Source organism: Paenibacillus sp. Paensp111 (genome assembly GCF_059492195.1).
Window position 1 is genome coordinate 1,038,509 of the sequence record NZ_CP168527.1, and the last position, 23,349, is coordinate 1,061,857.

Here is a 23,349-nt window from a genome sequence, read left to right on the forward strand (position 1 = left end):
GCAGGTCTTCAGTCTAAATAACCGAAGCCTGCCTCTGTACACTGCTTGTTTTGATGAAGTTAACCAAACCGGCCGGAGATATATTCCTGGGTGTTCGGTTTGGATGGGTTGGTGAAGATGATGCTTGTCTCGTTATATTCCATTAGACTTCCCAGGTAGAAATAAGCGGTGAAATCCGAGACACGCGCAGCCTGCTGCATATTATGGGTCACGATCACAATGGTCAGCGATTTCTTGAGTTCGCCGATCAGCTCTTCAATCTTGGATGTAGAGATAGGGTCCAGGGCAGAAGCCGGTTCGTCCAGAAGCAGAATATCGGGATTGACCGAAAGGGCCCGGGCGATACATAACCGCTGCTGCTGGCCCCCGGAAAGGGACAAGGCTGAGGTATGCAGGCGGTCCTTAACTTCATCCCAGAGGGCCGCCTTGCGAAGACTCTCCTCCACAATCTTATCAAGCTGCTTGCGGTTCTTGATTCCATGGTATTTGGGGCCAAAGGCAATGTTCTCATAAATAGACTTATAAAATGGATTAGGGCGCTGCCATACCATGCCGATCTTTTGGCGCAGTACCGTTACATCGGTCTCGGATGAATTGATGTCCTTGTCTCCGATCCAGATGTTCCCGGTCTGACGGGAACCCGGAATTTCATCATTCATCCGGTTGAGTGAACGGAGGAACGTGGATTTGCCGCAGCCGGAAGGGCCGATCAAAGCCGTTACACTTTGTTCGGCAAAGGTCATGTCGATGCCTTTTACCGCCTCATGTTCTCCGTAATAGACTTTAAGATTTTCAGTACGTAAGGTGTCCGTCATGAGCCGTTCTCCTCTTCCTTATCATTTATCATTTGATCGATGTGAATTTCCGGTACAGTGCTCTGCCCAGCCAGCGGGCCAGCAGGTTGAAGATCAGAACCAGAATAACCAGGACTGCGGATGCGCCTGCAGCAATCTGTGCGGCATCAGGTGCAAGCCCTTCGCTGTTGACCTTCCAGATGTGTACAGCCAGCGTCTCAGCCGGCCTGAACGGGTTCAGCGGCGAATTATGATGCAGCGGGTTCCAATCGCTGAAGTTAATATGCGGTGTAGTCATCCCTGCCGTGAAGAGCAGGGCGGCAGCTTCGCCGAACACCCGGCCAGCCGCGAGAATAGTACCGGTGACGATGATCGGAAGTGCTACCGGGAACAGGATGGAGGTAATAATCTTCCATTTGGACAAGCCCATGGCCAGACCGGCTTCCTTCTGTTCCTTGGGTACGCTGCGGAAAGCCTGCTCGGTTACCCGCACCATCAAAGGCATGTTGAAGATTGTAAGGACAATCGCGCCAGAGAACAGCGAGAATCCAAAGTCGAACTGCTGAACGACCACCAGGAGTCCGAACAGACCCACCACGATGGAAGGGAAGGAGGACAGCACTTCAACAATCAGGCGGATGGAGTCTGTCAGCTTGTTCGGCTTCGCATATTCAGCCATATAGATTCCAGCCCCAAGGCCGAGTGGAATGGTAATAATCATAGTCAGGATAAGCAGATATAAGGAATTAAAGAGCTGAGGCCCAATTCCGCCTCCTTCGCGGATCGTCTGAGGCTCTGAAGTCAAGAAGTCCCAGCTGATATGACTGAGCCCTCTAAATAGAATAAAGCCCAGCATACCCAGAAGTACGGCTACAATTAGCAGGGCGAAAAATACAATTATACCGGTTGCAAGCTTATCGGCGGCTTTCGCTTTCAAAGTTTATGTCTCCTTTCGAGAAGCCTTACGACAAAGACAAAGACGAAGGTCATCAGCATCAAGATCATAGCCATACTCCAAAGTGCATTGTTCTGCACAGATCCCATAACGGTATTACTCATATTCAGTGTAATTACACTGGTCAAGGTAGAAGCCGATTCGAACAATGAGGTCGGGATATGCGGAGCATTCCCGATAACCATCTGTACCGCAAGGGCTTCACCGAAAGCCCGGGCCATACCCAGAACTACCCCAGTCAGAATAGAGGGGAGAACCGTAGGGATAATGACTCCGTAGATGGTCTGCCAGCGGGTTGCCCCAAGACCGTAAGAAGCTTCCTTCAGATTGCGGGGCAGGGCGCCAAGCGCATCTGTGGCAATACTGGTGATGGTCGGAAGAATCATAATCGAAAGAACGATGGCTCCTGCAGCCACACCGATCCCTTGACCCGGGAAGGTATCGCGCATGAAAGGGACGAGGATGCTTAGTCCGATGAATCCATATACGACAGACGGGATTCCGGCAAGCAGCTCGATCACCGGCTGAAGCAGCTTTTTGCCCCAGGAAGGAACAATTTCCGTCATGAACAGGGCTGCACATACACTCAGCGGGCTGGCGATGACCGCAGCGAGGAGTGAAGTCAGGAAAGACCCGTAAATGAACGGCAGTGCGCCGAATTGGTTATCATCCGGGCTCCAGGTAGATCCGAACAAGAAATCGGACAGACTTACATTATTGATCGCAAAGGTTGAAATCCCCTTGGTAGCTACGAAATAAACAATGGATATGATGATAACGATGAGGAAGAGCACACAAATGGTTGTATATCCCCGCCCAATCCATTCCTCAGTACGATGCTTGCGCAGCAGAAGGGGGGTATCCTGGTTAGATTTCATGAGGTCCTTCTTTCCTTTCTAAATTGAAAATAGAGGCAGAAGTGTATTCTTCCGCCTCTTGGTATAAATTCGTGAGCAGCCGGGGTACTTGGTATTACTTCGTTACGTTACCCGCTTCATCACGCTTAACTTGCATTTTATTCGCAGGGATGTAACCAAGCTCAACGACATCGCCGTTTTGAACTTCGTCAGTCATGAAGTAATCGAGGAATGCCTTTGTAGTAGCATCCGGCTCACCTTTAGTGTACATGTGCTCATAAGCCCATACCGGATATTTACCAGAGATCACGTTGTCCACTGTTGCATCTACACCTTCATATTGAACAGCTTTCACTTTGTCATCCAAGTAAGAAAGGGCAAGGTAGCCAATGGCGCCCGGAGTTTCTGTAACCAGCTTCTTAACTGTACCTGATGAATCCTCTTGGATAGAGCCTTTCAAGTCTTCGGTCTTGGTTCCCAGAGCGAACTTCTCGAAAGTAGCACGAGTACCGGAGCTGCTAGGTCTGTTCACGATCACGATCGCTTGGTCTTTACCTTTAACATCTTTCCAGTTCGTGATCTTGCCTGTGAAAATATCAACCAGCTGCTGCTTGGTGAGGTTAGTCACGCCAACTTCAGGGTTAACGACTGCGGCAATCGCTACAACAGCCACTTGGTGATCAACCAATTCCTTGGCTGCGGCAGCATCCTTCATTTTCTCGGAAGCGAAGACGTCGGAGTTCCCGATTTGAACTTGTCCGCCTGACACTTGAGTAAGTCCTGTACCACTGCCTCCGCCTTGCACCTGAACGGATACACCGGAGTTTTTATCCATGAACTTCTTGCCTACTTGTTCAACGAGCGGTTGAAGTGCTGTAGAACCGGAAGCAAGAATTGATCCGCTAAGTGTTGAAGTCTCAGCTGTACCAGCGTTGTTGTTATTGTCTGTAGTAGTTGTACCTGACGTATTGTCTTTGTTGCCGCATGCTGCAAGTGATACTGCAAAAGCAAGAGTAAGAGTCAGAAGGAGCAGCTTCTTTAATTTCATGGTTTGTAATCTCCCCTAAATGATTTTTTTATTTTGGTCGAATTTTGTTCCCGACTCTTAGAAGTATAGAGCCCATTCATCATTCTAAATTCACGACTTTGTAAATGGAGTGATAAAAAAATGAATAAAAAACTGATGCTACCATAGATTTTATCTAATTATCTAGCTAAGATGGAGACAGGAGGCGAGTCATTGTATGAACATTGTAAAGCTGAAAATTGTCGTTCTAATAGAGAAATACAAGAAAATTTCCGATGTGGCCGGGGCGCTAGGTCTGAGGCAGCCTACGGTTACTTTCCATATGAAAAGTCTGGAGGAGGAGCTGGGAACCGCGATCTTCGATACCCGCCGCGGCCGGGTTATCCTGACGGAGGCCGGCAGAGCGCTTCTATATTATGCGCAGAGAATCACTTCTCTAACAGACGAAGCGATCAACATTGTTGCGGACTTCGATACCCTGGAACGCGGCACCCTGCGAATAGGTGCCGGGCTCATGCCAGGTAATTATTATCTCCCAGCGGTAGCCGGGCGATTCATGCGTCAATTTCCGGGGATTCATCTGGATTTCAAGATCAAGGCCGATGATGAGATTGTGAGGATGCTTCAGCAGGCAGATATTGATCTGGCGGTCATGCATACGAATCCGCCTTTAAGCGGGGACAATCTGGAGTGTGAGGTGCTCGAAGAGGATGAGATCGTGCTTATTTACCCGGCTGAACATTCTTTTGCGGCACTGAAGAAGATTGAAGTGAACCAGATTTCGCAGGAGCGCTTCATCCAGCATGCGGCCGGGTCGTTCATCCGCGGCTTCTCGGAGCGCTGGGCTGCGGCCAATCAAGTGAACCTGTGGAACTCGGCGGGGATGGACTCGCCTGAAGCGGTGAAGCTGGCTGTCCAGTCGCGGATCGGGATATCTTTTTATACCAAGAGAGGGTTATTGCTCACGGATGCTCCTGCCGGGGTTCGAACAGCATCTCTGCCTGGGAACAAGATTCCGGATCCGCAAATTTCACTCATCTACCGGAAAGACCGCCCAATGACAGCGGCGGCCAGGGAATTTGCGGCTTTTCTCAGATCGGTCTAATCTCTATGCAACTTAAACTCTCTGGCAGGCATCTTATGTAGGGGAAGGGGGAAGCCGATCTGGATGTAGTGAAGGGACTAGTAGAGAGGAATGAGGCAGCACTGCGAAGTCTGATGGAGCAGTATGGGGACGAGCTGCTGCGCACGGCATATTTGCTGCTGAAGGATCGGCAGGCTGCAGAAGAAGCGGTGCAGGATACATTTGTTGAAGTATTTACGAAGATCAGCACGCTAAGGGATAGCGGTAAGCTTAGAGGCTGGATGTTCCGCATTATGATCAACCGCTGCCGGATGAGACAGCGCAGCTGGAGCTGGCGGAATTTGTTCCCAAGCAGCGAAGTGGAGGCATGGCAGGGAGATGAACTGCAGCAGGGTCCTGAAGATCAGTTCTTACTGGAGTGGAGAAATGGACGGTTAAGTGATGCGATTCACCAGCTGGCCTACATTTACCGTGAAGCAATTACCTTATATTATTACAGCGAAATGTCGATATACGAAATCGCAGAGCAACTGAATATAAGTGAGAACACGATCAAAGCACGCCTGGTCAGAGGCCGGAATCAGTTAAGGAGCCTATGGGAGAAGGAGGAGAGGCAGGATGAACAGGGAACCAAGTACTAGTACGCCAAAGCAGAAGCTTGATCAGGAGCTGGAATCGTTACATTTTACATACCAAACGAAAGTACTTAAGAGAACACATCCCGGCAGCTGGGGTGAACAGCTTCGAAGAGTCTGGAACTACGAAATTGAAATTCCCCTAGTGCCGGCTGCGGGGACACTGGCTGTCATGGCATTAATTCTCTTCCTCCGCCCATGGAGCAGCTCCGTGCCGCATAACCATGAACAGTTTATAGATCGCGGCCCCCTAATAGAAGCCTATGGCAATACCTACTGGAAGAAGGATTACGAAAGGGCGGTGGCGAGACTTGAAGATCAAACTCAAAATTAAACATTTGGCGGGAATCGTGCTTGCTGCGGCTGTGATCTTCATTCTGCTGAGAGAATACGTGATTCCGAGGATGGAGCTTACCGCTGCCGAAGAAGGATTTGAGCAGGGGAAGGTTACGGGCAAGGAGAAGCTGTTGAAGCTGATTTCAACTGCCGAGGGCAGCAAGAAGTGGGAGCTGATCAGCAAGTATATGATCCCGGGTACTCCGGGTCTGGATGAGAAGAGTTATGATGTTGTGGTAGGCCCGGATTCCACCGAGGGAGGCGGGGTTGATCGTTCAGAGCCGGTAAAATTCGATGAATCCGAGAAGATGCCGCTCTTATTGGACTATGTTCATAATGGGCCAGCCGACAATAGTGAATATGGAGCGGCTGCTTCAGGGCTTGCCAGAACCTATTATGTGAAGGGGAATCCCGCTGAGGCTGTAGCTATATTGAAGCAGGCGGAGGAAAGAATACCCCAGCTATATAGCTTCAACCGCCTGAATCTGGCCATACAGCGTGCCGGGCTTTTGAATTTCATAGGTGAGGAGGAACAGGCTCAAGAGATTATTACCGGATTAATGAAGGCTGTAGATAAAATTGGGAGTCTGGATCTAACGGCACGTCTCGTGACCATGAGAGCTCAATTCTTGGCCCGTGAAGGAAAGCTTCAGGAGGCAGTGGACATAGTAGATCATACTATTAGTGATAACAAAAGTGAAAGCGGATCAACCGGGAACCAGGCGGATCAAGATTCGAGGGTTGGGGACCCGATTGGTAGGCTTACTGTACTCAGCCAGCAGCTTAAGGCGGCAAGCCGGCAGAAAGACCCTGCTTCTACTGTTAAGGGAAGAGTAACCCGTAGTGACGGCACACCTCTTGCCGGGGTAGGTGTATTCCTTCGAGAGAAGAAGGATGTTACCCACAGCCTCCTTGATGCGGAACCGTATCAGGCGATGACCAATTCGAAGGGAGAGTACCAATTCCCCGCAGTTCTAGCCGGGACTTATCAGCTGTATGCGGGCTTCAGCTTCGATCAAATTGATGGCTGGACCTGGCCTGTGATGTCAGGGAATTGGATCGATCTTAATGAAAGTAAGCATTTGGTAAAAGATATTACGTTAAGGCCTCTGCTGGACTTGATCTCTCCGGTGAACAAGCAGGTCATTCGGGGAGAGTCCATTGACTTCAAGTGGGAATCTGTTCAGGGCGCGGCTTCATACAGCTTGAAGATGGGGGTAGAGGATAAGGGTGGTGTGTCGGGTATTGGTATTCTTTCCGGTATCCAAGGCACTCACGTTCAGCTTCACGTTGTGGAGCTGTATGACAAGCAGACGGGAACTATTTCTTACAGCAATTCAGCGAACGTGATGATTCCCGATCCCGACTCTATTCTCGGATTCTCGAACCCGGAAGCAACCTATTCCTGGAGTATTGAAGCCTATGATGCCGAGGGTGAGTTATTGACCCGGAGCAACGGTTACCGATTGAACAACAACACGCTTGGAGCACTACCCCTGCTTCAGATCAAGAGCCGCACGCTTACAGATGCGGATCGTCTGCTGCTGGACGGTAAGCTGGATGAAGCTTTAAGTGCCTATAAGCAGTCTGCCAAGCAGAATCCGTCCGATGTCCACAGTCTGAGGATGGTGGTCAAAGTCCTTGACGCCCTTGACGACGATCCAGAAGTTCGACGGAAGCTTGCTGAAGAGAAGTTTCCTTACCAGAAACGGCTCGCAGAGCTTTACCCCTCTGCAGACAACTGGTTTCGCTTAGTTGATTATTACTACAGACATAACGAGTGGGAATCGTTCTTCACCGCTTATAATAAAATGATATCGTATCACGGCAAGGGATACGATGATACGTACGACCGCTCCCTTTACGCCACGGCGCTGCTTAAGCAGGGAAAGCTGGAGGAGTCGGTCAAGGCATTCGAGCTGGTCATGCAAGATGACCGAAGCCATCGCTTTGTCGGGAATTATCTGGCGGCAGCGCTGCTTCGCGGGGATTCCTTGGAGTCGGTTCAAGCGCTGGCGAAGAAATATCCGGAGAATTTTTTTGCCGGCGGAGAGACGAATTGGGGAGAACTGGTGATTAAGCTGAAGAAAGAAGCTCAGGGCTCGGCTGACTATCGGCAGGAGCTGGGCGAGAAGATCAGGTGGGTACTGGCCAAGGACAAGAAGCTGGATACCTGGCTCAAGACTACGCATGAGTCCAGCTTGAAGCAATTTGTGCAGACCTTGGCGGACGTGCGTTAAGCACCTCCCTAGTTAATCTGACAGAAGGCCGCTTATAAGCCCAGAGGTAAGCCGCTTGGTAAACCTGAGGCAGCAGATCTTCTCTTCTCATTTGCCATTGGATTATAATAGAATAATCATTATGGAATCGGAAGTCCAAGCAATCTCAGGATTAGCGACCGTAACTATATTGGATACTTCAACTTTTATATAGAATGCAGAGGAGGGAGACCCATGGAAGATGAGAAGCAAAGGCTGAGTATCGAGGCTGCCAGGCTCTATTATCTCTCTGATTATAGTCAGCAGGATATCGCCACAAGGCTTGGCGTCTCCCGTCCGACTATTTCGAGGCTGCTCCAGTATGCGAAGGATCAGGGTTATGTAAGGATCGATATTGTCGATCCCCTGGAAGATCTGGATGTGCTGGGGGACCGGCTGAGGAAGAAATACAATCTGGATCTTGTGCTTGTCAGTTATTCTCCACTTAATGAGTACCAGGAGATACAGAAGCAGATTAGCAAGAAGGCGGCTGAATATCTGTATGAGAATGTGCAGGATACAGATATTATCGGCGTCACTTGGGGAACGACGATGTATGAGGTTGCCCAGAACCTTCGGCCCAAGCAGGTCAAGGGCGTAGAGGTGGTTCAGCTAAAAGGCGGCGTCAGCCATTCCCATGTGAATACGTTCGCGGTAGAGACCGTTAATTTATTTGCCGAGGCGTTTCATACGGCTGCCCGGTATTTGCCCCTCCCGGTTATCTTTGATAATACGGCGGTCAAGCAGATGGTTGAAGCGGATAGACATATCCAGCGGATTATCGAGCTGGGCAGACAGGCCAACATCGCCGTCTTCACTGTGGGGACGGTCAAGGATGATGCCCTGCTGTTCCGGCTTGGATATTTCAACAAAGAAGAGCAGCAGCTGCTTGAATACAGAGGGATTGGAGACATCTGCTCCCGATTCTTTGACACCGAAGGTCATATTGTCAGTGAAGACATTAATCAGCGCACGGTTGGCATTGACCTTGCCGATCTTAGGCGTAAGGAGAAATCGATCCTGGTCGCCGGCGGGCATCGCAAGATTGAAGCCATTCGGGCGGCGCTTACCGGAGGATACGCCAATATTCTGGTGACGGATCAGTTCACCGCACAAGCTTTATTAATATGAAGGATCTGCCGTAGGATTACGGCAGATTTTTTTATGCTTTTAAGACCATAATAAAGAGAGAAGAAGCGTGAACATAATTTCATAATAACGTTTACGTATGTTCACCAGCATGCTAAGATAACTATGAAATGATGACGTATTGAACAAGATTTCTAAGTGAATATAATGTTCCCCCAAAGGAGATGGATGATATGAATGTAGCTGCACTGATTGACCATACCCTGCTGCGTGCAGATGCCACTAAGGCAGAGATCACCAAACTTACCGAGGAAGCGAAGAAATACGAGTTCGCCTCTGTGTGTGTGAATCCAACCTGGGTAGCCTACTGTGCAGAGCAGCTGGCGGGCACTTCCGTTAAAGTATGTACGGTAATCGGGTTTCCGCTTGGGGCAACTACTTCGGCGGTCAAAGCTTTTGAAGCTGCTAATGCAATCCAGAATGGCGCCGGTGAAGTGGACATGGTCATTAACATTGGGGCCCTTAAGGATGGAGACCACACACTTGTGGAGCAGGATATCAAGGCGGTTGTAGAGGCGGCAGCCGGACAAGCGTTGGTTAAAGTCATTATTGAGACCAGTCTGCTGACCGATGAAGAGAAGGTTAAGGCTTCTGAGCTTGCCGTACGAGCAGGGGCTGACTTCGTCAAGACCTCGACAGGCTTCTCTACCGGCGGAGCGACACCAGAGGATGTTGCCCTCATGCGCCGTACGGTAGGCGATCAGGTAGGAGTCAAGGCATCTGGCGGCGTACGCAGCCTTGAAGATATGAACAAAATGGTAGAAGCCGGAGCGACACGGATTGGAGCAAGCTCTGGTGTGAAGATCATGGAAGGTGGACAATCCACATCATCCTATTAATCTGCTGCCAACCCACCAGAAGGAGGAAATTCCGATGAAAGATCAGCTGATTCAAGAAGCGACCCAGGCACGGACGATGGCCTATGTTCCCTATTCGAAATTCCAGGTAGGTGCTGCCGTGCTAAGCGGCGGACAAGTATATAGGGGCTGCAATATCGAGAACGCATCCTTTGGACTGACCAACTGTGCCGAGCGGACAGCCATTTTCAAGGCGGTATCAGAAGGGAACCAGAGAATCGAAGCGATAGCCGTTGTGGCCGATACCGAAGGTCCGGTATCTCCTTGCGGAGCCTGCCGTCAGGTGATGGCTGAATTTTGTGACAAGGATACCAAGATCTATTTGACGAACCTTAATGGAGATACCGAGGAATGGACCATGGAACGCCTCCTTCCTGGGGCATTTCAGGCAGAAGACATGGACAAAAAGAATTAATCCTTCGGGATTATTCTTTTTTGCTTTAAAGTGAAAGCGCTTAAGGAACAACTAGAGATGACATCACAGTAACGGGAGCAGACATCATGAAATACGCAATAGCTGTACTTGGGATTCTTATCGTATTGGCATTAACCTACCTGGTCAGTCAGGACCGGAAGAAAATAAGGTTCAGGCCGATTGCTCTGATGATCGTGCTGCAGGCCTTGTTCGCATTTTTGCTGCTGAATACTGGGGTTGGGGAGTTCATGATCAGGGGCTTCGCCTCCGTATTTGATCATTTGCTGGGCTATGCTTCAGAAGGTGTGAATTTCGTGTTCGGGGGAATGGCGAATGAAGGACAGATGCCATTCTTCCTGTCGGTGCTCCTGCCGATCATTTTTATATCTGCACTGATCGGGATTTTGCAGTACACGAGAGTTTTGCCTTTTGTCATTAAATACATTGGACTCATCTTGAGTAAAGTAAATGGAATGGGTAAACTGGAATCCTACAACGCTGTGGCCTCGGCTATACTTGGACAATCTGAGGTGTTCATTTCTGTGAAAAAACAGATCGGTCTGCTGCCAAAGCACCGTCTGTACACGTTATGTGCCTCTGCCATGTCTACAGTATCGATGTCGATTGTAGGTGCTTATATGACCATGATTAACCCGAAGTACGTGGTTACTGCACTTGTGCTTAACCTGTTCGGCGGGTTCATTATCGCCTCAATCATTAACCCTTATACCGTAACAGCTGAAGAGGATATACTTGAAGTTCAAGATGAGGAGAAGCAATCATTCTTCGAGATGCTGGGTGAGTATATTATGGATGGCTTCAAAGTCGCCATTACCGTTGCAGCGATGCTGATTGGATTCGTTGCCCTCATTGCGCTCATTAACGGCATTTTCAGCGGGCTCTTCGGGATCTCTTTTCAGGAGCTGCTGGGTTATGTATTTGCACCGTTTGCTTATGTAATGGGTGTACCTTGGAGGGAAGCTGTAGAGGCGGGCAGCATTATGGCAACCAAGATGGTCTCGAATGAATTCGTGGCCATGCTGGACCTGGGCAAGCATACAGCGCTATCTGCACATACTGTAGGTATTGTGTCCGTATTCCTGGTTTCTTTCGCGAACTTCTCTTCTATAGGAATTATTGCGGGAGCTGTAAAAGGACTGCACGAGAAGCAGGGCAATGTGGTAGCCAGGTTTGGCTTGAAGCTGTTATACGGAGCAACGATGGTCAGTGTACTGTCGGCCACGGTTGCAGGGTTGTTCATTTAAGATATAAGGTGAGAGGAGCCGTTAATATGGCTGAATTTAAAAGAATTCACGTAATCGTGATGGACTCTGTGGGAATAGGAGAAGCTCCGGATGCAGCGAAGTTCGATGACTTCGATGTGGATACCTTCGGACATATCGCCGAGGCGACCGGGGGTCTAACCATGCCGAATATGGCCAAGCTGGGTCTGTCCAACATCAAGGAAGTGAAGGGTGTACCCAAGGCGGACAAGCCTTTGGCTTACTATACGAAAATGCAGGAGGCCTCCAGCGGAAAAGATACGATGACCGGACACTGGGAGATCATGGGTCTGTATATCGGGACTCCCTTTCGTGTATTCGAGCATGGATTCCCCGATGAGCTGATCCAGCGCATTGAAGAGAAAACAGGCCGCAAGGTGATCGGGAACAAGCCGGCCAGCGGAACGGAAATTATTGACGAGCTTGGAGAAGAACACGTGAAGACTGGGGCCCTGATCGTCTATACTTCAGCGGATTCGGTGCTCCAGATTGCAGCCCACGAAGATGTAGTTCCGCTTAAGGAACTGTATGAGATCTGTGAGTTCTGCCGTGAAATTACTTTGGATGACCCCTACATGCTGGGGCGGATCATTGCCCGTCCATTCGTAGGAGAGCCCGGGAATTTCACCCGGACTGCGAACCGGCATGACTACGCGCTGAAGCCGTTCGGCCGCACGACCATGAATGAGCTTAAGGATGCTGGCCTGGATGTAATTGCCCTAGGTAAAATCTCCGATATTTACGACGGGGAAGGGGTAACGAAGTCGGTCCGCACCGTGTCCAATATGGACGGGATGGATAAGCTGGTGGAAGTGCTGGATGAGCCGTTCACCGGGATCAGCTTCCTCAATCTGGTTGACTTCGACGCGCTGTACGGTCACCGACGTGATCCGCAAGGCTATGCGAAGGCGCTTGAAGATTATGATGCAAGATTGCCGGAAGTTCTTGAGAAGCTGACCGATGAGGACCTGCTGATCATTACCGCAGACCATGGTAATGACCCTACGTACCGGGGAACCGATCACACCCGGGAGTATGTTCCGCTTCTGGTCTACTCACCGAAATTTAATGGAGGTGGCGCACTCCCGCTGCGCAGCACCTTCGCCGATATTGGCGCAACCGTAGCCGAGAACTTTGGCGTTAAGCTGCCGGACCATGGAACCAGCTTCCTGGCCGATTTGAAATAATTATACATGACGTAGTCAAAAAATTGACATACAGGGAGGCGTAATGAAGGGGAAGCTTGGAACTGTAGGAGCGAAAGCGATCGCCTACAAGCTTTCTGAAAGAAAGCTGCATCGGAAGCATAAGCTCTTTGTCCCCGGATTTTATCCGCACCGCGGTATAAATCAAGAAATCTGGGGACAACAGCGACCGAAAGTCCAAGCATTCTCCGTAGTTACGACCGTACCTACATAACAGTCATATATAGGTTAACTTATTTAGATTATTTTACTTAGGAGGATTCACACATGAGTGTTCATATTAACGCAAGTAAAGGCGATGTCGCCGAGACTATTCTACTGCCGGGTGATCCGCTCCGGGCCAAGTATATTGCCGATACCTATCTTGAGGACGTGACCTGCTACAATCAGGTGCGGGGTATGCTTGGGTTCACCGGAACATATAAGGGACAACGCATTTCCGTGCAGGGAACCGGTATGGGCGTGCCTTCGATTAGCATATATGTGAATGAATTAATCAGCGAATACGGCGTGAAGAATCTGATTCGTGTGGGAACCTGCGGTGCCATGCAGCAAAATATCCGTGTGCGTGATGTCATTCTTGCCCAGGCCTCGTCCACAGATTCCAGTATGAACCGCAATGTGTTCGGTGGAGGATATGACTTCGCTCCCGTTGCGAGCTTCCCGCTGCTCAAAGCAGCTTACGACCGTGCCGTGGAGAAGGGCCTTCAGCTTCATGTCGGTAACATCTTCAGCTCCGACATGTTCTACCGGGATGACAAATCCATCACCCAAAAGCTGATGGATTATGGGGTTCTGGCGGTGGAGATGGAGACCACGGCACTCTACACACTAGCAGCCAAATTCGGAGTAAATGCGCTGACTATCCTTACTGTAAGCGATCATCTTCTCACCGGAGAGGAGACTACATCGGAAGAGCGCCAGACCACTTTCAACGAGATGCTTGAGGTTGCTTTGGATACCGCAATTACCCTGTAACTTATCGTTAGAGCAACTGTAGATCCAGTGAGGAGAGTGTAGGTATGAGAATGGTCGATTTGATCGAGAAGAAGCGCGACGGACAGGAACTGACGACAGAAGAGATCAACTTCATTATCGGAGGCTACACCAAGGGGGAGATCCCCGATTATCAAGTCAGCGCGCTGGCGATGGCCATCTTCTTCAGGGATATGAATGATCGTGAACGGGCCGATCTGACTATGGCGATGGTGAACTCCGGTGAGACCATTGACTTGTCCGGCATCGAGGGTATCAAAGTTGATAAGCATTCAACAGGCGGGGTTGGCGATACGACAACGCTTGTGCTCGCTCCTCTGGTTGCAGCGCTTGATATTCCGGTAGCGAAGATGTCCGGCCGCGGGCTTGGACATACCGGAGGTACCATTGATAAGCTGGAGGCTATTAGCGGCTTCCACGTGGAGATCACGAAGGAAGAATTCACGAATCTTGTGAACAATCACAAGATTGCTGTAATCGGGCAGACCGGCAACATTACACCGGCAGACAAGAAGCTGTATGCACTGCGGGATGTTACGGCTACCGTGGACTCTATCCCGCTGATTGCAAGCTCGATTATGAGCAAGAAGATTGCCGCGGGTTCGGACGCGATCGTGCTTGATGTGAAGACGGGAGCGGGAGCGTTCATGAAGACCGCCGAGGATGCCAAGGCGCTTGCTCATGCCATGGTCAGCATAGGCAACAATGTCGGCCGCAGAACGATGGCGGTCATCTCCGATATGAGCCAGCCTCTGGGCTTTGCCATCGGGAACTCCCTGGAAGTGAAGGAAGCCATCGATACCCTGAAGGGGACCGGACCTCAGGATCTTGAGGAGCTCTGTCTGGCGCTTGGCCGTCAGATGGTCTATCTGGCAGGCAAGGCCTCTTCGCTGGAAGAAGCGGAGGAGAAGCTCAAGGAAGTGATCAAGAACGGCAAGGCGCTTGAGAAGTTCAAAGAGTTCATTGCGAATCAGGGCGGAGACGCTTCGATCGTGGATCATCCCGATAAGCTTCCGCAGGCGGCTTATCTGATCGAAGTTCCAGCCAAGACCGATGGTGTAGTGGCAGAAATTGTGGCCGATGAAATCGGTACGGCTGCGATGCTGCTTGGGGCAGGACGCGCAACCAAGGAATCCGAGATCGATCTGGCCGTAGGTCTGATGCTCAACAAGAAGATTGGGGATCAGGTCAAAGCCGGAGAGTCTCTGGTTACAATCCATGCGAACCGTGAACAGGTAGATGAGGTCATGGAATTAATCTATGCGAATATCCGAATTGCGGAGCAAGCCGAAGCTCCCCGGTTGATACATGATTTAGTGACTGAATAGTAAATTCGAAAGGGGCCGTCTTAGAGACGGCCCCTTTTTGCGTTTCCTATAACAATTTTAGTTCAACTTAAATCTCGAGAGGACACCATGCAGATCTTCTGCTAGTCTGGAAAGCTCATGAGCAGAGGAAGCGATTTGCTCCATACTGGCCAGCTGTTCTTCGGTGGAAGCCGAATTGTTCTGACTGGCCGCCACGACCTCCTCACTGGATTTGGAGACCTCCTCCATGAAGCTGACTAACTGCTGGCTTCCCGAAGACAGCTTCTGAATCGTGTCTGCAGTCTCACCGACCTGCGCGGACACCTCGGCTGCCTGAGCTTCGATTGCCTGGAACATGCGGCCCATCTCAATCGTTTTTGTAAGTCCCTGTGCAACTTTCCCGGTACCTGTGTGCATCGCGATTACGGCTTTATCGGTATCTGTGACAATGGCTTGAATGAGCTCATTGATCTGCTGCGCCGATTCCTGCGACTGTGTGGCCAACTGCCGAACCTCTCCGGCTACCACCGCGAACCCTTTCCCTTGTTCACCTGCTCTTGCTGCTTCAATCCCTGCGTTAAGTGACAGCATATTTGTCCGGTTGGCGAGTTCGGTAATCATACGGGTGATCCCGTTGATTTGCTGGGAACGGTCACCAAGGGATTGTATAACGGAGGCCGCTTGCTGCACCGTCTCCTGAATATCGTGCATTTCGATTACCATGTCCTGTATGGCCGAGGATCCCTGAGTTGAGGACTCAAGTGAAGATGCAGATAATCCGGATACTTCTTGATTGCGATCCTTGACGTTCTGGATACCCTCAGAGATTTGCTGAATGCCATTTACAGCTTGGGCTACGTAAGTCTGCTCGCGATCGGCACTGGTCACGATCTGCTGGGTGGATTCCACAATATACTCGGTTGCTTTTGTCGTATGCTCTGCACTTGCCGTTAACTGTTCTGAAGCGGCAGCTGCCTGAATAGCCGTATCTTTGGCTTGAATAAGAATCGAACGCAGATTGCGGATCATTTCATTATAAGAAGCTGCCATTTCAGCCAGCTCATCCTTGGATTGCAGCTGAATCTCACGGCTCAAATCCCCGTGTCCTTTAGCGATCTCTCTCATCTGCTGGTTAATGACTCTCATAGGCTTGGTGATCGAGCGGGCGATAAGCCAAGCGATGAACCAGGCAATAATTATGGCAGCCCCGCATATGATTAGCACGAGGAGCTCCTGCTGCCGATTCTCTCTTTGCCTTGCAAGGTTGTTCTCAGCGGTTTCTTTATCGACTTTGCTGATAAGCTGGCTAAGGGAAGACTCTAATTGTTTGCGAACTTGGCGTTCTTCATTGAAGTGAATACTGACAGCCTCGGCAGATTTTCCTGCACTCACACTGGCCAAGACACGCTGGCTTGCTCCGGCATAAGTATCATAATCCTGTTCTAGTTCAGCAAGAACCTTCAGATACGCATTATCCAGACCCGGCTTGGCTTTAAGGGTGATGAAATGTTCCTGTACGGTCTTATTTTTCACAGCCATTTCAGCTGGGAATTTCTTATCTCCAGTTAATAGATAAGCGCGTTCGTCGTTAGATAACCCCGTTAGACTGTATTGGAGCGCTTTGAGAGTGTATCTGAATTTGGCATCCCCGGAAGACTCCTGTTCCTCTATCTGCGACCGTTTCATTTGATAGACGGATAGTGCTGAGATCAAGATAAGAAGGGCAATAACTACACTAAAAGACACTAACAGTTTGTTTCGAATTTTCATAACATTCCTCTATTCTGCCATAAATTATAGTTAGGATAATATTCGACAATATCCGCTAAAAACCTCCTGTGGCAGGTTCGACACTGTGATTTTTTTCTCTGACTATTCGCCTATTTCATGTTAAGTCTCTGGTCCTCAATATTAAGCGCTTACAGAAAAAGTAAGGTCCCATTCCTTTGGGAAGCCTATCTAGCCCTTTTTTCGCATAAGATATCCCACAGGTCACAAATCATTTCTTTTATGGCCATAATCCCTAGCCCTTTACTCCCTATTATCGAAAAAAGTGTTTACGTTATATCGGATTCGGGTATTGTAATAACGAAATCAAGATAATTGCGGACAAATTAGCGGGCGCACTAGTCCTATAAGATATCCCGGGAATTGTCGAAAGTGGAGGAGGAACCATTATGAATCTTACTGTACACCAATCCATGGCATATAATTACTATCAGCCATATAGACCTCAGAACCTGAACATACAGAAGAAAGATAACATGAATGACAGCGCAAGCAGCTTCAAAGAGATTTTGAGCCAGAAAATGGGTTCACCCAATTCAGGACTGAGAAAATAGGCTGTTTAGGACGCCGACATAACATAACAGCAAAGAAGATCAATACATAGAGATCACGAAGATAGGTTCAATCCTGGTAATTCAGAGATTGAGCCTTTTTCTTCTTTTAACTGCTTTTTCAAAAATAGTACTTGGTTGCGGCTCCCCGAAAGGTTAATATAGACATAATCAAATTTCACTTTTGGAGGCCAATTATGCAATATGTAAGTACACGGGGGCAGGTTGCACCCAAAGGTTTTATTGATACTGTGCTGATGGGGCTGGCTGATGACGGAGGACTTATGATTCCTGCCGAGATTCCGGCAATCTCCCCTAGGACCCTGGAGGAATGGAAGAGCCTCAGCTATGAGGAATTGTTCCAGCGTATTTTCTCCTTATACATTAATGATGAGATTCCAGCGGAAGATCTTAAGGCAATGGTCAAGCGGAGCTACGCCAGCTTCCGTACACCTGAAGTGACTCCGGTTAAGAAGATCAGCGATTCTCTCTATATCCTGGAGCTGTTCCATGGACCTACCTTTGCCTTTAAGGATGTAGCCCTTCAATTTATGGGTGAGTTCTATTCTTATGTCTCGAAGAAACAGAATGAGATTATTCATATTCTTGGAGCTACCTCCGGGGATACAGGAGCGGCTGCCATTCAAGGTGTTCGGGGCAAGGAGGGGATCAAGATCTGTATTCTGCATCCTCACCAGAAGGTAAGCAAGATCCAGGAACTTCAGATGACCACGGTAAATGATGAGAATGTGCTGAATCTTTCGGTCAAAGGAAATTTCGATGACTGCCAGAAAGTCATCAAGGATCTGTTCGCAGATCTTGGTTTCAAGGCGAAGCACCATCTGCGTGCCATCAACTCCATCAATTTCGTGCGTATTCTGGCTCAGACTGTGTATTACTTCTATGCTTACTTCCATATTGATGAGGAGGCCAGAGCGTCCAAGAAGGTTAACATCAGTGTGCCTTCAGGGAACTTCGGCAATATTTTCTCCGGCTTCCTGGCCAAGAGAATGGGACTGCCTGTTCACAAGCTGATTATTGCCACGAATGAGAATAACATTCTGGAGCGTTTTGTGCGTACAGGAGAATACAAGCCGGGCGATTTCAAGAGCACGCACAGCCCGTCTATGGACATCCAGGTTGCAAGCAACTTTGAGAGATATTTGTATTACCTTCTGGACGAGAATGTGGAGAAGGTGTCCGAGTATATGAAGCAGCTGCAGACTGAAGGCAGGATTGTGGTAAGTCCGGAGCTTCTGCTCCGTGTACAGAATGATTTTGCTGCCTATGGAGCTTCCAATGATGAGTGCCTCCAATATATCGGCGAGTATAATAAGAAGTATGATTACCTGCTGGATCCGCATACCGCTTGCGGAATCGCTGCTTATCAGGAATGCAGTGAAGAGGATGAGGTGACGATTACCTTTGCTACCGCGCATCCGGCCAAATTTGATGAAGCCATCGGCTTGTGTATGATTGAGCAGAAGTTCCCTGAGGAGATTTCCGCGCTCTTGACCAAGCCTCAGTATCAGCAAGTCGTAGACTATGATCAGGATGCAATTGTTCGTGAACTGGAGACATTTTACGGGGACAAGTAAAGCCTGATGCCATATTAGCAAAAACCTTCGATGCTCACTCTTGAGGCGGCATCGAAGGTTTTTTTGTTGTGTACATTCAAGTTATCCGATCGATCAGAATGGATACTCTAGTCCGTTAAGCGGCGACTTGTGATTACAGCCGGAATCGGGTAGAGAGGCCCTGGAGCTCTGCGGCCATAACGGTTAAAGAATGCACAGCTTCTTCAACCTCTTTCATAGTAGCCTGCTGCTGCTCAGAGGCAGCAGCCACGCTCTGGGTCCTGGTGAATGAAGCGGCTGCAATCTCCTCGGTAGTCTGCAGGGAGGAGCTGACCTCCTCGGAGCTCGCAGAGATTTGTTCAGAAGCGGCAGATACCTCTTCAAGCTGCTGATTCACTTCCTGGATCGATTTGATAATTTGGTTGAAGATCAGCTTCGCTTCCTCCATGCCTTCAAGACCCAAGTGGATCTCGGACTTCTCTTTCTCCATCATCTTGACGGCTTCTACGGTAGACGTCTGGATCTCCGTAATAATGGCGGAGATTTGTTCTGATGATTGATTGGACTGCTCGGCCAGCTTGCGCACCTCCTGAGCTACTACGGCAAATCCTCTGCCGTGTTCCCCGGCCCGGGCCGCTTCAATGGAAGCATTCAGGGCCAACAGGTTGATCTGGCCGGAGATGCCCTTGATTATATCCACAATGTTGCCGATCTCTTGGGAATGCTCATCAAGCTTGCGGATTACCGCCTCTGAAGAACGGGACGTCTCCAATATGGAGTCGAGCTGGCTGCTGACAACCTTGATTTGATCTCCGCCGAGACGCGCCTGATCTGTCGTGTACTGCGAGATATTCGAGACATCGGCTGCGGACTCCGCTACCCGGTGGATCCCTGTGGCAACTTCCTCCATAGCCCGGCTGCATTCTTTGGAGCTGCCTAACTGGATGTCTGACCCTTCAGCCACCTCCTGGATTTCTGCCGCGATATGTCCGCTTGCTTCACTGGTCTGCTTGGAGCTGGCAAGCAGTTCCTCTGAACTTGCCGAGAGCATTTCAGCATGCATGCCGATCTTGGAGATAATCTCCCGAAGACTGTCTATCATGTCATTGAAGCCCTTCGTCAATACGCCGATTTCATCTTTGGAGATGTAGGAGCCGCTCACAGCTAAGTTTCCGTTCTGGGCCTCTACCATGAGGGATTTCAGCTTATCCAGTGGCTTGATGATCATCCTGGACAAGATCAGGCTGATCGCTCCGCAGATCAAAATGGAAGCAATCAGCAGAATAATCGAGTTACGCTTGCTGTCTGCAGCATCATTCTTATTGCTTTCGTTCAGAGCGGCTGCGGCATTCTGGTTCAGTTCCTTGATCTGGGTGAGCGTGTTCATGATATCGGTCCGAATCGGCATCAGCTGAGAGTCGAAGACCTTATATGCCTCATCAATCTGATTGGCGGCCAGCTTGCTCAGCATGGCATCCCGGGCCTGGTTGCTTGCCCCGATCCTGCCTTTGAAGCTGGTGTAGAGCTGCTTGGCTTCCGGTGTCAGGCCGATTCCCTCAATCTGCTTCTGGGCGGCGATGCTGCTTGAAATTATCTTTTGAATCTCGCCGCTGATCTCTTTCTGCTTCGCCTCATTCTGATTAACGGGCATCATGAGCTCCAGCTGCAGGGTGTTGATCTGGGCATTGTTCGTAATGATCTGATTAATCAATTCGTTCGGCACCATGTTGTGCGTATACATTTGTTTGGCATGGTTATTGATTTTGTCCAGGTAATAATAGCCTGATAGGCCGATCAGACACATAAAAATCGTAGATAGGCCGATTAAGCCCATGATTTTGGCAGAAACCTTCTGATTCACAATAAACCTCATTCTTGCAGCCTTCTTTCCTCTCGGTGTCTAAAAGATTTCAAGTCTTTGTTCTCTATATATCGTATAATGTAGGCTGTTCCTAAAGATGATTTGAGCGGTTTGTGAAATATGGGTTAAATTACCTAGTGGGTAGGGGAGAATATATGAAGCTGGTATCGTGGAATGTGAACGGGCTGAGAGCCTGTGTAAATAAAGGGTTTCAGGATTATTTTGACGCTGAAGATGCGGATATATTTTGTGTTCAGGAGATCAAGCTGCAGGAGGGTCAGATCGAGCTTGATCATAACGGCAGATATGAGCAGTATTGGAATTATGCCGAGAAGAAGGGCTATTCAGGCACTGCGGTATTTACCAAAATAAAGCCGCTCTCCGTTAGATATGGTCTGGAAGAGGATCATGAGCCGGAGGGTCGTGTGCTTACGCTTGAATATGAATCATTCTACTTGGTGAATGTCTATACGCCGAATGCCAAGCGTGATCTGGCTAGGCTGGATTACCGGCTGGAGTGGGAAGACCGGTTCAGACACTATCTAGAGGAGCTTGATAAGCTGAAGCCGGTCATTGTGTGCGGGGACATGAATGTGGCCCACCAGGAGATTGACCTCAAGAATGCAAAGGGCAACCGCAATAATTCAGGCTTCACGCCGGAGGAGAGGGAGAAGATGACGCGGCTGCTGGATGCCGGATTTGTCGATACTTTCCGTTACTTCTATCCGGACAAGGCGGACGCATACAGCTGGTGGTCCAATATGCCCAAAGTTAGAGAGAGAAATGTCGGCTGGCGTATCGATTATTTTCTGGCCTCGTCGAGACTGAAGCCCAGGCTTGCGGATGCGCGAATTGATGCTCATATTATGGGAAGTGACCATTGTCCGGTTGTACTGCTTCTGTCAAATGACTAGCACCGGAGATTATATCCATGGAAGAGGGGATGGACGTGAATAACGAAGCTTCAGAATCAGACATTCAGGATTTACTGACCAGGCAAAAGCTTTATTACGACGAGGGCCACACCCGCAGCGTGAAGATCAGGCTGGCCATCCTGACCCGCCTTAGAGATGTGCTCAAATCGAGTGAAGCCGAGATCATGAATGCGCTTCGGCAGGATCTGAACAAGTCAGAGCTGGAAGCCTATAGTACAGAACTCGGGATTGTGCTGGAGGAGATTAGACATATATGCAAGCGCCTTACCCGATGGGTGAAGCCCCGCAAGGTGAGAACAGCGCTGACACACGTGGGCTCTAAAGGCCTGATCGTCCCGGAACCGTATGGTACGGCGCTCATCATTGCGCCATGGAACTATCCCTTTCAGCTCGCCATCTCTCCTCTAATTGGTGCTATTGCAGCGGGGAATACCGTCGTGCTTAAGCCCTCGGAGCTGACCCCGTCGGTCTCGGCTCTGCTTAGACGCATCCTGGCTGAAGTGTTTCAGGAGGAGCATGTTGCCGTAGTTGAAGGAGGCGTAGAGGTAAGCACCCGTCTGCTTAAGCATAAATTTGATTATATCTTCTTCACCGGCAGTGTAAGTGTAGGGCGGATTGTGATGGAAGCCGCTGCGAAGCAGCTTACCCCGGTGACCCTGGAGCTTGGGGGCAAGAGCCCTTGTATCGTGCATGAGGATGCAGATATCCCGCTTGCGGCAAGAAGAATCGTCTTTGGCAAATTCACCAATGCAGGCCAGACCTGCGTTGCACCGGATTATCTGTGGGTTCATAAGAAGGTGAAGGAACCGCTGCTGAGGGAAATGCGCCAAGTAGTTCGTGACTTTTACGGAGAGCATCCGCTCAGCCATCCGGATTACGGCCGGATTGTAAGCCGGCGGCATTTTGATCGGCTGGTTAAGTTCCTGCAGAATGGACAAGTGGTGATGGGGGGCGGGTCGGATGAGGAGAGCCTTAAGATTGAGCCTACTGTGCTGGATCAGGTAACCTGGGATATGCCAGTCATGAAAGAGGAGATATTTGGCCCGGTGTTCCCGGTGCTGGAGTATGAGGATCTGCAGGAAATGATGGCCTCAGTTCGCAGTCACCCCAAGCCGCTCGCTCTATATTTGTTCAGTCAAAGCAAGGCGATTCAGAATCAGGTAATTCAGTCCCTATCCTTCGGCGGAGGGACGATTAACGATACCTTGATGCATCTGGCGACGCCTTATCTGCCTTTCGGAGGCGTGGGGGATAGTGGAATGGGAAGTTACCACGGCCTAGAAAGCTTCAAGACCTTTTCACATGAGAAAAGCGTACTTATTCAGACCAATCGCTTCGACTTCACTTTCCGTTACCCGTCTTCCAAGAATGCACTACGCATAATCAAGAAGCTGCTGAAATAACAAGCAGGGCAGTATTCTGAGCTCTCATGGCTGATCAGAGATCTCAAGATACTGCCCTTATTGGTTTTGATAGGCT

General features: G+C 49.6%; 21 protein-coding genes. 15 read left to right on the forward strand and 6 right to left on the reverse strand.

Annotated elements, in window-relative coordinates; all coding sequences use genetic code 11:
• Positions 1-59: 59 nt before the first annotated feature.
• From pstB to ACEN86_RS04810, 4 genes are all read right to left on the reverse strand, one after another.
• Entirely contained in the window at positions 60-815 is a 756-nt protein-coding gene (gene pstB / locus ACEN86_RS04795) for a phosphate ABC transporter ATP-binding protein PstB (protein WP_495633215.1), read from the reverse strand.
• Between the two features lie 28 nt (positions 816-843).
• Complete coding sequence (pstA, locus tag ACEN86_RS04800; protein ID WP_495633216.1) at positions 844-1,731, reverse strand: phosphate ABC transporter permease PstA; 888 nt, start codon at positions 1,729-1,731, stop codon at positions 844-846.
• On the reverse strand, positions 1,728-2,627 hold the full coding sequence (gene pstC, locus ACEN86_RS04805) for a phosphate ABC transporter permease subunit PstC (RefSeq protein WP_495633217.1): 900 nt from the start codon (positions 2,625-2,627) through the stop codon (positions 1,728-1,730). Before pstC ends, pstA begins: the two co-directional genes overlap by 4 nt.
• 94 nt (positions 2,628-2,721) lie before the next feature.
• The gene (locus ACEN86_RS04810) at positions 2,722-3,654 is read right to left on the reverse strand and encodes a phosphate ABC transporter substrate-binding protein (RefSeq protein WP_495633218.1); all 933 of its coding nucleotides are present in this window, start codon (positions 3,652-3,654) and stop codon (positions 2,722-2,724) included.
• A gap of 196 nt (positions 3,655-3,850) precedes the next feature.
• On the opposite strand from ACEN86_RS04810, the gene ACEN86_RS04815 reads away from it, so the two are divergent.
• The 11 genes from ACEN86_RS04815 (at position 3,851) to ACEN86_RS04865 (ending at position 15,179) form a co-directional block, all read left to right on the forward strand.
• Positions 3,851-4,738: a LysR substrate-binding domain-containing protein gene (locus tag ACEN86_RS04815; protein WP_495633219.1), complete on the forward strand. Its 888-nt coding sequence runs from the start codon at positions 3,851-3,853 to the stop codon at positions 4,736-4,738.
• 68 nt (positions 4,739-4,806) lie between these two features.
• Entirely contained in the window at positions 4,807-5,358 is a 552-nt protein-coding gene (locus tag ACEN86_RS04820; protein ID WP_495633220.1) for a sigma-70 family RNA polymerase sigma factor, read from the forward strand.
• A complete protein-coding gene (locus ACEN86_RS04825; RefSeq protein WP_495633221.1) occupies positions 5,336-5,686 on the forward strand; it encodes a hypothetical protein in 351 nt (116 codons plus the stop codon). Before ACEN86_RS04820 ends, ACEN86_RS04825 begins: the two co-directional genes overlap by 23 nt.
• Complete coding sequence (locus ACEN86_RS04830) at positions 5,664-7,928, forward strand: carboxypeptidase regulatory-like domain-containing protein (RefSeq protein WP_495633222.1); 2,265 nt, start codon at positions 5,664-5,666, stop codon at positions 7,926-7,928. The genes ACEN86_RS04825 and ACEN86_RS04830 overlap by 23 nt, the downstream gene beginning before the upstream one ends.
• A 213-nt stretch (positions 7,929-8,141) precedes the next feature.
• On the forward strand, positions 8,142-9,077 hold the full coding sequence (deoR, locus tag ACEN86_RS04835; protein WP_495633223.1) for a DNA-binding transcriptional repressor DeoR: 936 nt from the start codon (positions 8,142-8,144) through the stop codon (positions 9,075-9,077).
• Positions 9,078-9,268: 191 nt separating this feature from the next.
• Positions 9,269-9,934 (forward strand): deoxyribose-phosphate aldolase, encoded by a 666-nt coding sequence (gene deoC / locus ACEN86_RS04840; RefSeq protein WP_495633224.1) that lies wholly within the window; start codon positions 9,269-9,271, stop codon positions 9,932-9,934.
• 34 nt (positions 9,935-9,968) lie between these two features.
• Complete coding sequence (locus tag ACEN86_RS04845) at positions 9,969-10,367, forward strand: cytidine deaminase (protein WP_495633225.1); 399 nt, start codon at positions 9,969-9,971, stop codon at positions 10,365-10,367.
• Positions 10,368-10,453: 86 nt separating this feature from the next.
• Positions 10,454-11,632 (forward strand): NupC/NupG family nucleoside CNT transporter, encoded by a 1,179-nt coding sequence (locus tag ACEN86_RS04850; RefSeq protein WP_495633226.1) that lies wholly within the window; start codon positions 10,454-10,456, stop codon positions 11,630-11,632.
• 26 nt (positions 11,633-11,658) lie between these two features.
• A complete protein-coding gene (gene deoB, locus ACEN86_RS04855) occupies positions 11,659-12,837 on the forward strand; it encodes a phosphopentomutase (RefSeq protein ID WP_495633227.1) in 1,179 nt (392 codons plus the stop codon).
• Between the two features lie 285 nt (positions 12,838-13,122).
• Positions 13,123-13,833 carry a purine-nucleoside phosphorylase gene (deoD, locus tag ACEN86_RS04860; protein ID WP_495633228.1) on the forward strand — a complete coding sequence of 237 codons (711 nt, stop codon included), beginning with the start codon at positions 13,123-13,125 and terminating at the stop codon, positions 13,831-13,833.
• A 44-nt stretch (positions 13,834-13,877) separates the two neighbouring features.
• Entirely contained in the window at positions 13,878-15,179 is a 1,302-nt protein-coding gene (locus ACEN86_RS04865) for a pyrimidine-nucleoside phosphorylase (protein ID WP_495633229.1), read from the forward strand.
• A 57-nt stretch (positions 15,180-15,236) separates the two neighbouring features.
• On the opposite strand, the gene ACEN86_RS04870 is transcribed toward ACEN86_RS04865, so the two are convergent.
• Positions 15,237-16,928, reverse strand: coding sequence for a methyl-accepting chemotaxis protein (locus tag ACEN86_RS04870; protein WP_495633230.1), 1,692 nt, complete (start codon positions 16,926-16,928; stop codon positions 15,237-15,239).
• Positions 16,929-17,335: 407 nt separating this feature from the next.
• Here ACEN86_RS04870 and ACEN86_RS04875 point away from each other — a divergent pair, with 407 nt between their 5' ends.
• On the forward strand, positions 17,336-17,500 hold the full coding sequence (locus ACEN86_RS04875) for a hypothetical protein (RefSeq protein WP_495633231.1): 165 nt from the start codon (positions 17,336-17,338) through the stop codon (positions 17,498-17,500).
• Between the two features lie 194 nt (positions 17,501-17,694).
• Positions 17,695-19,095 (forward strand): threonine synthase, encoded by a 1,401-nt coding sequence (gene thrC, locus ACEN86_RS04880; RefSeq protein ID WP_495633232.1) that lies wholly within the window; start codon positions 17,695-17,697, stop codon positions 19,093-19,095.
• A 133-nt stretch (positions 19,096-19,228) separates the two neighbouring features.
• Here the strand turns inward: thrC and ACEN86_RS04885 are convergent, their stop codons facing one another.
• Positions 19,229-20,947 carry a methyl-accepting chemotaxis protein gene (locus ACEN86_RS04885; protein WP_495633233.1) on the reverse strand — a complete coding sequence of 573 codons (1,719 nt, stop codon included), beginning with the start codon at positions 20,945-20,947 and terminating at the stop codon, positions 19,229-19,231.
• 143 nt (positions 20,948-21,090) lie between these two features.
• Here ACEN86_RS04885 and ACEN86_RS04890 point away from each other — a divergent pair, with 143 nt between their 5' ends.
• The gene (locus ACEN86_RS04890; RefSeq protein WP_495633234.1) at positions 21,091-21,849 is read left to right on the forward strand and encodes an exodeoxyribonuclease III; all 759 of its coding nucleotides are present in this window, start codon (positions 21,091-21,093) and stop codon (positions 21,847-21,849) included.
• Positions 21,850-21,866: 17 nt separating this feature from the next.
• Positions 21,867-23,273, forward strand: a complete 1,407-nt coding sequence (locus tag ACEN86_RS04895; RefSeq protein WP_495633235.1) for an aldehyde dehydrogenase — start codon at positions 21,867-21,869, stop codon at positions 23,271-23,273.
• The last annotated feature ends 76 nt before the right edge of the window (positions 23,274-23,349 follow it).